The sequence below is a fragment of the Allobosea caraganae genome (assembly GCF_003351345.1).
In the GTDB taxonomy this organism is placed as follows: Bacteria; Pseudomonadota; Alphaproteobacteria; order Rhizobiales; family Beijerinckiaceae; genus Allobosea; species Allobosea caraganae.
Map to the genome: position 1 here is coordinate 946,154 of NZ_QQTO01000019.1, position 13,721 is coordinate 959,874.

Genomic DNA, 13,721 nt, shown 5'->3' on the forward strand with positions numbered 1-13,721 from the left:
TTCAGCGCCCCGGATGGGTCGGAAACGTGTCAGTTCGTCGGCTTCACGCCGGAAAGGCGCAGCAGGCCGTCGGGATACATCGTGATGCCGCCGACGGTCTTGCGGGCCGCGAAGAACCAGTTCGAGTGGTATATCGGGATCGAGGACAGGGCGGTGAGGTAGATGTCCGTCGCCTTCTCGTAGAGCGCGGCGCGCTTGGCCTCGTCCGCCTCGCCGCGCGCCTGGGTCAGCACGGCGTCGAGATCCTTGTTGCAGTACTTGTTGACGTTCTGCGAGCCGGTGCAGCCGAAGAAGGAGAACAGCGTCGGGTCCGGATCAGCGCGGCCGCTCCAGTTGCCGATATACATCTCGAAATTGCCGTTGAGATAGCGCTCGATCGCGGAGGTCGTCTCGAGCGGCAGCAGCTTGACGTCGAAGCCGGCCTCGCCCGCCATCGACTGGACGATCTGCGCGACGCGGCCATCGGCCAGCGCGTTCTCATAGGTCAGTTCGACCGGGACGCGGGTCATGCCGGCTGCGGCGATCAGCGCCTTGGCCTTGGCGACGTCGCGGGCCGGGGCCTTGTGCGCCTTGCTGTAGAACGGGCTCGAAGGCGGGATCATCTGGTTGTCCGCGAGGAACTCGCCGTTGAAGGCGACGCGGTTGATGACGTTGCGGTCGATCGCGAGCTCGAAGGCCTGGCGCAATTTCTCGTTCTTGCCGAGTGGGCCATTCGCCTTTTCGCCGTTGCCGACGTTGAACATCAGGTGCGAGACGGCGAGGCCCTGGCCGGCATGGAGCGCGAGATTGGCATCCTCGCGTACGGTCTTCAGGTCGGTCGGGGCGATGCGCTCGGCGAGGTCGAGATCGCCGGCGCGGACGCGCGACAGGCGCACCGTGGAATCGCCGACATAGTAGTAGACGACCTCGTCATAGCCGATCTTGCCGGCGTCCCAGTAATCCGCGAACTTCTTGACGCGGATCAGGTCGCGCGACTTGCGCTCGACGAACTGGTAGGGGCCGGCGCAGACCGGGGCGGTCGGGAAGTCGGCGCCCTTGGCCTTGGCGGCGGTGGGCGAGACCATCATGCCGGCGCGGTCGCTGAGATTGGCGAGCAGCGGCACGAAGGGCTCCGACAGGGTGAACTTGACCTTGTCGGCCGCGATGACCTCGACGCCCGAGACCGGCGCCAGCTCCGCCTTGCGCTTGGAGTCGGGCATGGTCTTCATGCGCTCGATGTTGAACTTCACCGCCTCGCCGTCGAAGGCCGTGCCGTCATGGAACTTGACGTTCTTGCGCAGCGTGAAGGTAATCGCCTTGCCGTCCGGCGCCCAGTCCCAGCTCTCGGCGAGCTGAGGCACGATCTTCAGGTCAGGCGAGATGTCGACCAGCTTGTCGCAGAGCGAGGCGAAGACGAAGCGGCCGGTATAGGTGCCGCTCAGCGCCGGGTCGAGCGCATCGGGGTCGTCTTGGATGCCAACGCGCAGCGTCGCGGCTTGCGCGGCGCCGATGGTGAGGGCCATCACTGAGATGGCCAGAAACGCCCTGCGGATGCGTGTCATGCGGATCCCCTCCGTCTCGCGGCTTTGCCGATTTCCGTTAAGCAAGCACGCTTGGCAAAGTTTGTAAATCCACCGAACAAATGGAAGTGGCGCACTTCTGAAATCGGGCATTCCGATGGTCCGGCTTGATCCGATCGGGTAACTTGACGCCGCGTCGAACTGCCTATTAGTTCTGATATCAGACTAATCGCATCGGGCACGTCATGGCTTCGGATATCGCCTCAACGACCATCGCAAGGCAGGCCTCGACCCGCCTGGTGATCGAACGCGTCCTGCGCGAGGGCCCGGTCTCGCGGGCGGAGATTGCGCGCGGCACCGGCCTGTCCAAGCAGACCATATCCGACGTGATGCGCGAGCTGGAGCGCGACGGCTGGGTGCGCGAGGAGGGGCAGGTCCAGGGCGCGGTCGGCCGCAGCGCCGTGACCTACGCCATCCGCCCCGACGCCGCCTTCGTGCTCGGCATCGACCTTGGCGGCACCAAGCTGCACCTGGCGCTGGCCGACCTGCACGGGCAGATCGCGGCGGAGGTCGTCGAGCCGACGACGCGCGAGGGCGGCAGCGCCGTCGTCGAGCAGATCGGCCGGCTGGCCGACATCCTGATCGAGCGCGCCGGCATCGCCCGCTCGCGGCTGCGTGGCGGCGTGATGGGCAGCCCCGGCATCATCGACCCCGCGACGGGCGCGATCGTGATCGCGCCGAACATTCCCGGGCTCGATTCGCTCGACGTGCGCGGCGCCCTGCGCACCCGGCTCGGCGTCGAGGTCGCGATCGAGAACGACGTCAACCTCGCCGCCATCGGCGAGCATTGGCGCGGCGGCAGCAAGGGCGCCAACACCTTCGCCTTCATCGCGCTCGGCACCGGAATCGGCATGGGCATCTTCGCCGATGGCCGGATGGTGCGCGGCGCGCGCGGCGCGGCCGGCGAGATCGCCTACCTGCCGCTCGGCGGCGATCCCTATGACGCGCGCGGCCTGCGGCTCGGCACGCTGGAGACGGCCATTGGCAGCGCCGCCATCTCCGAGCGCTATGCGGCTTTGGGCGGCAGCGAGAAGCGCACGGTGCGGGAGATCTTCGACCGGCTCGGGCAAGAGGATGAAGCGGCGCGGGTCACCGTCGACGAGGTGGCGCGGGTGCTCGCCACCGCCGTGCTGGCCGTCCACAGCGTCATCGATCCCGAGATCGTGGTGATGGGCGGCAGCATCGGCGTCCGCCCCGAGCTGACCGAGCGCATCGCCGTCCATCTCGCGCATTGCATGCCGCAGCCGGCGCGGATCGAAGTCAGCGCGCTCGGCAGCCGCGCCACGCTGATCGGGGCGATCGGCAGCGCCATCGATCTGGTCCATCGCGCCCTGTTCGGCGTCGGCACCGGCGCGAGCCTGCTTGCCCTGCCGAGCTTCGCGGACGTCGCGGCATGAGCGGGCGCCGGCCGCAGCTGGAGGTCGTCGCTGATGCGGCTACCGCGGCGGCGCGGGCAGCCGAATTGATCGCGGCGCGGGTCGTCGCGGGCAGGGCCAGGGTTCTCGGCCTCGCGACCGGCGGGACCATGGTGCCGCTCTATGCGCATCTGGTTGCGGCCGTGCGGGCAGGGCGACTGTCGCTGAGTGCTGTCACGAGCTTCAATCTCGACGAATATGTCGGCGTCGCCCCGCAAATGCCGGCAAGCTTCCATGCCTATATGCGCCTGCACCTGCTCGACGAGGCCGATCTCGATCCGGCGCGCGCGCATGTCCCGGATGGCATGGCCCCGGACCTCACCGCCGAGGCGTCGCGCTACGAGATGGCGATCACCAGGGCCGGCGGCATCGACCTGCAGGTCCTGGGCATCGGCGCCAACGGCCATATCGGTTTCAACGAGCCGGGCTCGGATTTCGGCTCGCGGACGCGCGTCCTGGAGCTGAGCGAGGCGACGCGGCGGGCCAATGCCGCCGATTTTCCCGATGGCGCAGTGCCCGAGCGGGCGCTGACCATGGGCATCGCCACGATCCTGGAGGCGCGCGAGATCGTGCTGCTCGCCATCGGCGCGAAGAAGGCCGCGGCCATCGCGGCGGCCATCGAAGGGCCGCTCTCACCTAATTGCCCAGCGTCTGCGCTGCGATTGCATGCCCAGGTCCGGATCATTTGCGATAAGGCAGCGGCCTCGCAGCTCGACGGCCCGCAGGCCGATATCCGGAGACAGGCATGAACTGGGGCAACCGCGACTTCATGGCGCCGGGCCGCTCGCTTGCGGTCGGCGATCGCGGCATGGCGGCGACCTCGCATCCGCAGGCGACACTCGCGGCAGTCGAGATGCTGCGGGCCGGAGGCAACGCGGTCGATGCCGCCATCGCAGCCGTCGCGCTGCAAGGCGTGATCGACCCGCACATGACGGGCATTGGCGGCGATTGCTTCGCGCTCTATGCGCCGGCCTCGGGCAAGCCGGTGGCGATCAACGGCTCGGGCCGGGCGCCGGGCAAGGCGGAGCTCGGCTGGTTCCTGGGCCAGGGGCTGACATCGATCGCCGACGATTCGCCGCATTCAGTCACGGTGCCCGGCGCCGTCGATGCCTGGTGCAAGCTCGCGGCCGATCACGGCACCAAGAGCCTCGACGAAATCCTGGCGCCGGCGATCCGTGCCGCCGAGGACGGCTTTGTCGTCACGCCGCGCGCCGGGCTCGACTGGGCGCGCTACGCGGGCCGCATCGAGACGCACGGCACCGGCATCGCCGCCTATCTGCCCGGCGGCAAAGCGCCTGCGACCGGTGATCGACTCAACCACCCCGCCCTAGCCAAGACGCTGAGGCGCATTGCGCGCGAGGGGCGCTCGGCCTTTTACGAGGGCGAGGTTGCGGACGAGATCGTCGCAGTGCTGAAAGGGCTCGGCGGCCTGATGGAGGCCGATGATCTCGCCTCGGCCTCGGCCGATTATGTCGAGCCGATCGGCGCCGATTATCGCGGTCACCGGCTCTGGGAATGCCCGCCGAACGGGCAGGGCGTCGCGGCGCTGCTGATCGCGCGGCTGCTCGAAGGCTTCGATCTCGGGGATGCCAGCCTCAGCGAGGCCGACCGCATCCACCTCCTGGCCGAGGCGACCAAGGCGGCCTATCGCCAGCGCGACGCGCTCGTGGCTGACCCGGCCTTCAAGCCGCTCGATGTCGAGTCGTTGCTCTCGGACGCCTCGATCAGGGCTCTGCGCGGCAGGATCGACCCGAAGCGCGCTTCGGAGGCCGCGGCCTTCGACATGCCCGTGCACAAGGACACGGTCTATGTCGCCGTGGCCGACCGCAACGGCAACGTCGTCTCCTTCATCAACTCGCTGTTCTTCGCCTTTGGCAGCGGCATCTATGCGCCCCGCTCCGGCGTGCTGCTGCAGAACCGGGGCGCCGGCTTCCGGCTGATCGAGGGCCACCCCAACGCGATCGCGCCGCGCAAGCGGCCGTTCCACACCATCATCCCCGGCCTGCTCGCCAAGGACGGCAAGCCTGCCATGGCGATGGGCGTGATGGGCGGGCAGTACCAGTCGACCGGGCATGTCCAGATACTGACCGGCCTGCTCGATCGCGGGCTGGATATCCAGCAGGCCTCGGACGCGCCGCGCAGCTTCGCCTTCGACGGCAATCTCTCACTCGAACCGATGATATCGCGCGCGGTGGCCGATGACCTCGCTGGGCGTGGCCACCGCGTCATCTGGGCGGACGAGCCGCTCGGCGGCTGCCAGATCGTCTATGTCGATCACGCCAGGGGCGTGATGTACGGCGCCTCGGACCATCGCAAGGACGGCATCGCGCTGGCGGCATGAGGATGGGGCAGGGCATGGCCAAGGGACAGGCGGGATGAGCGAAGCGGGTCCGATCCTCTCTATCGAAGCGCTCACGCTGGCGTTGCCGGCCGGCGCCGATCGGCCTTACGCCATCGAAGAGGTCACGCTCGCGCTCCACCCCGGTCAGATCCTTTGCATCGTCGGCGAATCCGGCTCGGGCAAGTCGATGTGCGCCTCGGCCTTGATGGGGCTGCTGCCCAAGGCCGTCAGGCCGCTCAGTGGGCGCATCATGTTCGAGGGCCGCGACCTGCTGACCCTGCCGCCGGGCGAATGGCGCGCGCTGCGCGGCCAGCGTCTCGGCATGATCTTCCAGGAGCCGATGACGGCGCTGAACCCGGTCATCCGCATCGGCGAGCAGATCGCCGAGACGTTTGAGGCGCATGGCCGCCTGACTCCGGCCGAGCGGCGCGAGCGGGTGATCGAGCTGGCGCGCGAGGTCGGCCTGCCCGATCCCGAGCGGATCGTGAAAAGCTATCCGCATCAGCTCTCGGGCGGCCAGCGCCAGCGCGCCATGATCGCGATGGCGCTGGCGCTCGAACCCTCGATCCTCGTGGCGGACGAGCCGACCACGGCGCTCGACGTCACCACGCAGGCGCAGATCATCAAGCTGATCCGCGACATCCAGCAGCGCCGCGGCATGGCGGTGATGTTCATCACCCACGATTTTGGCGTCGTCTCCGACATCGCCGACCGCGTCGCGGTGATGGAGAAGGGGCGGGTGGTCGAGGAAGGGCCGGTCGCCGATGTCCTGGAGCGGCCGCAGCATCCCTATACGCAGCGCCTGCTGGCGGCGGTGCCGAACCTGATCCCGCCCGTGCGACCCTCGGTCGAAGGTGAGCCGATCGCCTGCTCGGTGGTGGGGCTCACCAAGACCTATCGCGGCACCGGCTCGCTCGCCTCGCGCCGCGAGGTTGCGGCGGCCAAGGGCGTCAGCTTCGACATCCGCCGCGGCGAGACGCTCGGTCTGGTCGGTGAATCCGGTTCGGGCAAGAGCACGATCGGCCGGCTCGTCATCCGCCTGACCGATCCCGATGCCGGCACGGTGCGGCTGGGCGAACTCGACTTCACCGGGACCGAAGGCTCGGCCCTGCGCGCGGCGCGCAAGCATGTGCAGATGGTCTTCCAGGACCCGTTCGCCTCGCTCAACCCGCGCCGTCGCGTCGGCCAGATCATCGCGGACGGGCCGATCGCCCATGGCGTTCCCGCCGCGCAGGCCCATGCGAAGGCCGAGGAGTTGCTGGCGCTGGTCGGGCTCGAGCCGAGCGCTGCCCGGCGCTACCCGCACGAGTTCTCCGGCGGCCAGCGCCAGCGCATCGGCATTGCCCGCGCGCTCGCGCTCGATCCCGACGTGCTCGTCGCCGACGAGCCGGTCTCGGCGCTCGACGTCTCCGTGCAGGCGCAGGTGCTGGAGCTGCTGGAGGGTCTGAAGACGCGGCTCAGGCTCGCCATGCTGTTCATCACGCATGACCTCAACGTCGCCGCCCAGGTCTGCGACCGCATCGCGGTGATGCGCCAGGGCGAGATCGTCGAGCTCAGGCCGACAGCCGAGTTGCTGGCGCGGCCGGAGCATCCCTATACGCAGGCGCTGCTCGCCGCCATTCCCGGCCGCGGGCGGCTGACCGGTTCGTGACATTCGCCAATCGATTGAATGGCTTGGGAGGGCCTGTTGATGTCGTTCAAAGAGCTTCCGATCCTGCGCGTCGGCCTGATCGGCTCAGGCTTCATCGCCGCCTTCCACCTCCAGTCGATGCTCGGCGTGCGCAATATCAGCATTGGCGGCGTCTATAGCCGCTCGCCGGAGAAGCGCACCCGCATCGCCGAGAAGGCGCGCGAGCTCGGGCTCGGGCCGGCCCATGTCTTCGACAGCCTCAACGCGATGGCGATGTCGGGCGAGGTCGATGCGCTCTGGCTGCTGACGCCGAACGATACCCGCCTCGACATCATGCGCGAGATCCACCGGCTGGTGAAAGCCGGCGCACCTCTGCGAGCCATCGCCTGCGAGAAGCCGTTGGCGCGCACTTTGGCCGAGGCGCGCGAGATGCTGGTGCTGGCCGAGGATGCCGGGCTGCTGCACGGCTATCTGGAGAACCAGGTGTTCTCGACCGCCGTGGTGCGCGGCAAGGACATCATCTGGCGCCGGGCCGTGCCGCAGGGCGGGCGGCCCTATCTGGCGCGCGCGGCCGAGGAGCATGCCGGCCCGCACGAGCCCTGGTTCTGGCAGGGCGAGCGCCAGGGCGGCGGCGTGCTCTCCGACATGATGTGCCATTCGGTCGAGGTGGCGCGCTTCATGCTGACACCGCCCGGCGCGCCGCGCAATTCGCTGAAGCTGGTCAGCGCCAGCGCCACCGTGGCGACGCTGAAATGGACCCGGCCGCGCTATGCCGCCGACCTGCAAGCGCGCATGGGCATCGACTTCGCCAAGCGCCCGGTCGAGGATTTCGCCCGCGGCATCATCACGCTCGAAGATGGCGACGGCCAGCAGGTGATGATCGAGGCGACGACCTCCTGGGCCTATGTCGGCGCCGGCCTGCGCATCCAGCTCGAGCTGCTCGGGCCGGAATATTCGATGGAGTTCTCCTCGCTCTCGACTGGCCTCAAGGTCTTCCTGTCGCGCGCCGTGACCGGCTCGGAGGGCGAGGACCTTGTCGAGAAGCAGAATGCCGAGCAGGGGCTGATGCCGGTGGTCGAGGACGAGGCCGGAATCTACGGCTATACCGACGAGAACCGCCACATGGTCGAGGCCTTCAGGCGCGGCCTTGCGCCTGCCGAGACCTTTGCCGATGGCGTCGGCGTGGTCGAGATGCTGATGGGGCTCTACCGTTCGGCCGAGCTCGGCCGCACCGTCGAATTCCCCGATCCCGAGCTTGAGGGCTACGTGCCGCTGGTCGCGCGCAAGCCGGCCTGAGAGAAGGCTTCGGACGTCCTCTGGCGCGCCGCCCGCGCTTCCGACGTTCATCGTCATGCCCGCTGCGTTCGGCTCTCGGCAGCCGGCCAGTGCCGAATGAGTTCTGTGAGGGGTTCTGCTCAAGCCGTTGATTAATTTTTGATTCGCACGCTGGCCCCGAGCAGCTGTACGGGCCTCAACAGGCGGCGCGCGGCAGAGGATGGCGCCAATCTCGACGGTTCGATTTCACCCTCCGTTAACTGCGCCGGGCTAGGACTTCGAACGTCCCTATTTGGTGTGTTCGAGTTATCGCGGTGCCTATGCGTCAGTTCGATATCAAGCCGCGAGTTTACGACGAGGATCGCGAGGATTATCCGCCCGTCGAGCAGGATGCTCCGGTCGTTCTCGTAAGAAGGCGCCGAGGTGTTGGCGCTGCCCCGCCAGTTCCGGAAGTTCCGGCTGCTGGTGCGGCGCCTGCCGCATCTCGCGGGACCTTCGTCTTTCCGCCGAATGTTCGCTTCACTCGGACGCCCGACAAGGTGCGCCTGTCGCAAGCCGTGCCGAGCGTCGAGGCGCCTGAGGCTGTAGTCAGTGCTGCATTGCCGGAGCCGGCGGGCAAGCCGAGCCGCGTTCGCTATTGGCGGACGCCCGACCGTCTGCTGAAGCAGGTCTGGGGCGAGCAGCAGGCGCAGGCGCCGAACGAGGTGGCAGCGATTGAGACCGGGTTCGACCCGGGGGATTTCTATGAATACGCTCTCGACGATGAATTTGCCGAGGAGACCGCGGAGGAGGTGGCCGTTCCGCCACTCGCCGCGGCAGATGAGCCGAGCACGCCTTACGCCTTCATTTCCGATCACGCTTTCTGGGAGCTTGGGCCTGAGACGGCGGAGGGCGGGCTCGACCTGTCTTCCGAGCCCATATTCCGCAATGAGCCGGAAGAGCCGGAGGGCGAGCTCTTCGAGCCCGAGATGCCGTTCGAAGCGCCGGTTTCCGAAAGCCGTCCGGTTGGCCGATCCGACGCAGCCGCAGTGAGGCCCTCAAGCCTCTCGTGGTCGCAGAGCTATAGTGTGAATCTGCGGTTCTCCGCCCAGCCATGGGTCGTTGACCGCCAGGAGGCTACGCCCGCCGAGGCGCCCAGGCCTGTCGCTCCGCCCGCGGTCGCGAGCATGCCCACGCCTGAGCCGGGTGTGCTCATCACCCGCAGAAGCAGGCCCGAACCTGCCGCCGAGCCGCCAAGGGCGAGGCGGCGGCCGGTCGAGCTTGCTCCACCGGTGCGGGCTTCCGATGTGTTCGAGCTGCCGCCGATCAGCTTCCTCGCCGAGCCGAAGGCGCAGCCCGAGATGGCTGTGTCGACCGAGACCCTGCAGCAGAATGCCGGGTTGCTCGAAGGCGTGCTCGAAGACTTCAACGTCCGCGGCGAGATCGTCCAGGCCTGCCCCGGTCCGGTGGTGACTTTGTACGAGCTTGAGCCTGCGCCTGGGACGAAGTCCTCGCGCGTCATCTCTCTCGCGGACGACATCGCGCGCTCGATGAGCGCGATCTCGGCGCGCGTGGCGGTGATCCCGGGCAAGAACGCGATCGGCATCGAGCTGCCCAACGCCAAGCGCGAGACCGTCTTCCTGCGCGAGCTGCTCGCCAGCCAGGACTTCGAGAGCACCAAGCACAAGCTGGCGCTCTGCCTCGGCAAGACCATCGGCGGCGAGCCGGTGATCGCCGACCTCGCCCGCATGCCGCATCTGCTGGTGGCCGGCACCACCGGCTCGGGCAAGTCGGTCGCGATCAACACCATGATCCTGTCGATCCTCTACCGGCTCAAGCCGGAGGAGTGCCGGCTGATCATGGTCGACCCGAAGATGCTCGAGCTCTCCGTCTATGACGGCATCCCGCACCTGCTCACCCCCGTCGTCACCGACCCGAAGAAGGCGGTGGTCGCGCTGAAATGGGCGGTGCGCGAGATGGAGGAGCGCTACAAGAAGATGTCGAAGCTCGGCGTGCGCAACATCGACGGCTTCAACGTGCGCGTCGGCGAGGCGGTGGCGGCCGGCGAGGTGATCACGCGCACGGTCCAGACCGGCTTCGACAAGCATTCCGGCGAGGCGGTGTACGAGGAGGAGGTGATGGACCTCGCTCCGCTGCCCTACATCGTCGTGATCGTCGACGAGATGGCCGACCTGATGATGGTCGCCGGCAAGGAGATCGAGGGCACGATCCAGCGCCTGGCCCAGATGGCGCGCGCGGCGGGCATCCACGTCGTGCTGGCCACCCAGAGGCCGTCGGTCGACGTCATCACCGGCACGATCAAGGCCAACTTCCCGACCCGGATCTCGTTCCAGGTCACCTCGAAGATCGATAGCCGCACGATCCTGGGCGAGATGGGCGCCGAGCAGCTGCTCGGCCAGGGCGACATGCTCTACATGGCCGGCGGCGGCCGCATCACCCGCGTGCACGGGCCGTTCGTCTCCGACGCCGAGGTCGAGAAGGTCGTGGCGCACCTGAAGACGCAAGGGCGGCCGGACTATCTCGAGGCGGTGACGGCCGAGGAGGAGGCCGCCGCGGCCGAGGACGAGGATGGCGGCGCCATCTTCGACAAGGGCGCCATGGCCTCGGCCGAGAGCGAGGATCCCTACGAGCAGGCGGTGGCGGTGGTGCTGCGCGACAAGAAGGCCTCGACCTCCTACATCCAGCGCCGCCTGCAGATCGGCTACAACCGCGCCGCCTCGATCATGGAGCGGATGGAGCACGAGGGCATCGTCGGACCCGCAAACCACGCCGGAAAACGCGAGATTTTGGTCGAGACTGGACGCGCCCGCGAGGATGAGGACTGAGCGCGCGAGCGCTCAGCGCTTCTCGGCGAGCAGGGCGAAGCGGGTCGAGGAGCCCAGCCGGATGGCGTCGTGGATCGGCGCCGTCAGCTGCTGGGCCCGGACGACCTGGCTGTAATCGGCCGGCGCGATGTTCACGAAGCCCGCGGCAACGAGCATGCCCTTCAGGCACTCCTGGCTCAGCCCGTCCTTGAAGAAGAAGCGCTTGCTGATCGAGGCGTGCGTGTCGCTGTCGATCTGGTGGACGGCGGCGCCGCGCTTGTCGCGCAGCCAGTTGCCGAGGCGGTTGATCAGGGCCTGGAGCGGTGTGCGGTTGATCCAGTCGCCGTCAATGACGAGCAGGCGCCCGCCCGGCCTGAGAACCCTGAACCATTCGGCGAAGGCGGCTTCCGGATCGGTCAGCGTCCAGACCAGATGGCGGGTGATCAGCGCGTCATAGCTCGCATCGGCGTCGAGCAGGTGCTCGGCATCGCCGAGCAGGATGCGGGCGGCCTTGCCGTGCTTGGCGCGGGCGCGCTCGATCATCGCCTCGGAGAAGTCGAGCGCGGTGACGCGGTGGTTCAGCGAGAGCAGGGCGCGGGTGATCTCGCCGGTGCCGCAGGCGAGGTCGAGCACGTCGATCGGCTTGGCACCGAAAGAGGTACGAATCAGGCGCTGGAAGGCCTTGAGCTCGCGGTCGGACTTGATCGCGTGGCCGTAGGACTGGTCGAAGGTCTCGGCCCTGACAGACCAATAGGCGCGGATCTCTTCCTTGAGGGAGAAATTGTCGTGTGGGGTCGGTGCCGGCATGGCTCAGTGAACCTGGATATAGGGCTCGACCAGAAGCGTGCCGCGGGCCGAGCGTTCGAGATGCACGCCGACCGCATATGTCTCCGAGACGGCCGGATGCGCAAGTACCTCGTGCGGCTCGCCGGACTGGGCGATGCGCCCCTGGTTCATGACGAGGATATGGTCGGCGAAGCGCGCCGCCAATGACAGGTCGTGGATCGCCACCATCGTGACGATGCCGCGCCGGCGGGTCGCGGCGCGGATCGTCGCCATGACGTCGAGCTGGCGCCGGACGTCGAGCGCGCTGGTCGGCTCGTCGAGCAGCAGCGCGTCGGGCTCGCGCACCAGCGCCTGGCCGATCGCGGCGAGCTGACGCTGGCCGCCGGAAAGCGTGCCGATGTCGCGCGAGGCGAACGCCTCCAGGCCGAGTTCCACGATCACCGCCTCGACCGCGCGCACGTCGTCGACTGACGCCGCCAGCGCGAAGCCGCGATGCAGGCTCTTGCGGGCCAGCAGGATGACGTCGAACACCGAGAGCGCGACGCGGGCCTCGGTGTCCTGCGAGAGGTAGAAGACTTTTCGCGCCCGCTCGCGCGTCGAGAGCGCGGCGAGATCGTGGCCGTCGAGCCTGACGCTGCCGCTCTTGGCGCGCAGCAGGCCGGCGACGCAGCGGAACAGTGTCGACTTGCCGGAGCCGTTGGGGCCGACCAGCGCGGCGAGGCTGCCGCGGGCCAGTTCGCCGGTGCCGAGACCCCGGAGGATCGGGGCCGAGCCGTAGCTGAAATGCAGGTCCTGGACGGTCAGGGTCATGTTTAGGCGGCCTTGCTGCGGATCGACATGACCAGGCTGACGAAGAACGGCACGCCGATCAGCGCCGTGATGATGCCGATCGGGTAGATCACGCCGGGATTGATCGCCTTCGAGACGCTGGAGGCGAGCGAGAGCAGCGTGGCGCTGGCGATGGTGGCGACCGGCAGGAAGAAGCGCTGGTCCTCGCCGACGAGCAGCCGCGCGATATGCGGGCCGACCAGGCCGATGAAGCCGATGCCGCCGACGAACGAGACCGAGACCGCTGCCAGCAGCGAGGTCGCGACCAGGATCTCCAGTCTCAGGCGGTCGACGCGGACGCCGAGGCTCTCGGCCCGCTCGTCGCCGAGGCGCAGTGCGGTGAGCGCCCAGCCGCGCATCAGGAAGAAGGGCAGGGCGAGCGCGATCAGGCAGGCGGCGATGCCGACCTTGCCCCAGGTGGCGCGCGCCAGGCTGCCGAGCGTCCAGAACACGATCTGCGTCAGCTGCACCTCGTTCGAGCGGTACTGCATCAGCGCCGTGATGGCGTTGCAGGTGAAGAGCAGGGCGATGCCGACCAGGATCATCGTCTCGGCGCTGACGCCGCGCAGCTTGGTCATGAAGAACAGCACGAGCGAGGCGGCGAGCGCGAAGACGAAGGCGTTGGCCGTGACGATGAAGACGCCGGCGCCAGGGATGACGCTCCAGCCGGTGACGATCGCGACGGAGGCGCCGACGGTGGCCGCGGCGGAGACGCCGAGCGTGAACGGGTCGGCGAGCGGGTTGGCGAGGATGGTCTGCATGCCGGCGCCGCTCAGGCCGAGCATGGCGCCGACGGTCAGCGCCATCAGCGCGATCGGCAGGCGCAGGTCCCAGACGATCACCGAGAGGCGCGGTTCGGCCGCCTGCGGATCGACGAGCACGCGCAGGACATCCGCCAGCGGGATGTTGCCGGGGCCGATCGAGACGTCGAGCGCCACGGCGAAGACCAGCGCCGCAAGGCCGAGTCCGACGAGCTTGAGCCGGCGGGCATTGCGCTGGCGATAATCCGCAGTGGCGGTCGTGCCCAGGGGCAAGGCGGCGGTCATCGAGCGCGATCGGTCGGGGCGGCTGCGGCCAGGGTCA

General features: G+C 68.4%; 9 protein-coding genes and 1 pseudogene. 6 read left to right on the plus strand and 4 right to left on the minus strand.

Annotated features, from left to right (window positions below):
• Positions 1–29: 29 nt before the first annotated feature.
• Positions 30–1,541 (minus strand): ABC transporter substrate-binding protein, encoded by a 1,512-nt coding sequence (locus DWF00_RS12725; protein ID WP_114827908.1) that lies wholly within the window; start codon positions 1,539–1,541, stop codon positions 30–32.
• Between the two features lie 203 nt (positions 1,542–1,744).
• On the opposite strand from DWF00_RS12725, the gene DWF00_RS12730 reads away from it, so the two are divergent.
• From DWF00_RS12730 to DWF00_RS12755, 6 genes and pseudogenes are all read left to right on the plus strand, one after another.
• On the plus strand, positions 1,745–2,956 hold the full coding sequence (locus tag DWF00_RS12730; RefSeq protein WP_114827909.1) for an ROK family transcriptional regulator: 1,212 nt from the start codon (positions 1,745–1,747) through the stop codon (positions 2,954–2,956).
• Positions 2,953–3,723, plus strand: a complete 771-nt coding sequence (nagB, locus tag DWF00_RS12735) for a glucosamine-6-phosphate deaminase (protein ID WP_114827910.1) — start codon at positions 2,953–2,955, stop codon at positions 3,721–3,723. The genes DWF00_RS12730 and nagB overlap by 4 nt, the downstream gene beginning before the upstream one ends.
• Positions 3,720–5,315 (plus strand): gamma-glutamyltransferase, encoded by a 1,596-nt coding sequence (gene ggt, locus DWF00_RS12740; RefSeq protein WP_114827911.1) that lies wholly within the window; start codon positions 3,720–3,722, stop codon positions 5,313–5,315. The genes nagB and ggt overlap by 4 nt, the downstream gene beginning before the upstream one ends.
• A gap of 34 nt (positions 5,316–5,349) precedes the next feature.
• Positions 5,350–6,966 carry an ABC transporter ATP-binding protein gene (locus DWF00_RS12745; RefSeq protein WP_114827912.1) on the plus strand — a complete coding sequence of 539 codons (1,617 nt, stop codon included), beginning with the start codon at positions 5,350–5,352 and terminating at the stop codon, positions 6,964–6,966.
• 39 nt (positions 6,967–7,005) lie between these two features.
• Positions 7,006–8,241, plus strand: a complete 1,236-nt coding sequence (locus DWF00_RS12750; RefSeq protein ID WP_114827913.1) for a Gfo/Idh/MocA family protein — start codon at positions 7,006–7,008, stop codon at positions 8,239–8,241.
• 1,334 nt (positions 8,242–9,575) lie between these two features.
• Positions 9,576–11,045, plus strand: a pseudogene (locus DWF00_RS12755) (DNA translocase FtsK); the annotation flags it as partial.
• Between the two features lie 12 nt (positions 11,046–11,057).
• Here the strand turns inward: DWF00_RS12755 and DWF00_RS12760 are convergent.
• The 3 genes from DWF00_RS12760 to DWF00_RS12770 are packed head-to-tail and all read right to left on the minus strand — an operon-like array spanning position 11,058 to position 13,684.
• Positions 11,058–11,831, minus strand: coding sequence for a class I SAM-dependent methyltransferase (locus DWF00_RS12760; protein ID WP_114827914.1), 774 nt, complete (start codon positions 11,829–11,831; stop codon positions 11,058–11,060).
• Between the two features lie 3 nt (positions 11,832–11,834).
• A complete protein-coding gene (locus DWF00_RS12765) occupies positions 11,835–12,620 on the minus strand; it encodes an ABC transporter ATP-binding protein (protein ID WP_114827915.1) in 786 nt (261 codons plus the stop codon).
• 2 nt (positions 12,621–12,622) lie between these two features.
• Positions 12,623–13,684 carry a FecCD family ABC transporter permease gene (locus DWF00_RS12770; RefSeq protein WP_114827916.1) on the minus strand — a complete coding sequence of 354 codons (1,062 nt, stop codon included), beginning with the start codon at positions 13,682–13,684 and terminating at the stop codon, positions 12,623–12,625.
• Between the last annotated feature and the right edge of the window lie 37 nt (positions 13,685–13,721).

Coding starts and splice junctions, on each gene's coding strand:
- DWF00_RS12725 (WP_114827908.1), bottom strand. CDS start 1,541: ATGACACGCATCCGCAGGGCGTTTCTGGCCATCTCAGTGATGGCCCTC.
- DWF00_RS12730 (WP_114827909.1), top strand. CDS start 1,745: ATGGCTTCGGATATCGCCTCAACGACCATCGCAAGGCAGGCCTCGACC.
- nagB (WP_114827910.1), top strand. CDS start 2,953: ATGAGCGGGCGCCGGCCGCAGCTGGAGGTCGTCGCTGATGCGGCTACC.
- ggt (WP_114827911.1), top strand. CDS start 3,720: ATGAACTGGGGCAACCGCGACTTCATGGCGCCGGGCCGCTCGCTTGCG.
- DWF00_RS12745 (WP_114827912.1), top strand. CDS start 5,350: ATGAGCGAAGCGGGTCCGATCCTCTCTATCGAAGCGCTCACGCTGGCG.
- DWF00_RS12750 (WP_114827913.1), top strand. CDS start 7,006: ATGTCGTTCAAAGAGCTTCCGATCCTGCGCGTCGGCCTGATCGGCTCA.
- DWF00_RS12760 (WP_114827914.1), bottom strand. CDS start 11,831: ATGCCGGCACCGACCCCACACGACAATTTCTCCCTCAAGGAAGAGATC.
- DWF00_RS12765 (WP_114827915.1), bottom strand. CDS start 12,620: ATGACCCTGACCGTCCAGGACCTGCATTTCAGCTACGGCTCGGCCCCG.
- DWF00_RS12770 (WP_114827916.1), bottom strand. CDS start 13,684: ATGACCGCCGCCTTGCCCCTGGGCACGACCGCCACTGCGGATTATCGC.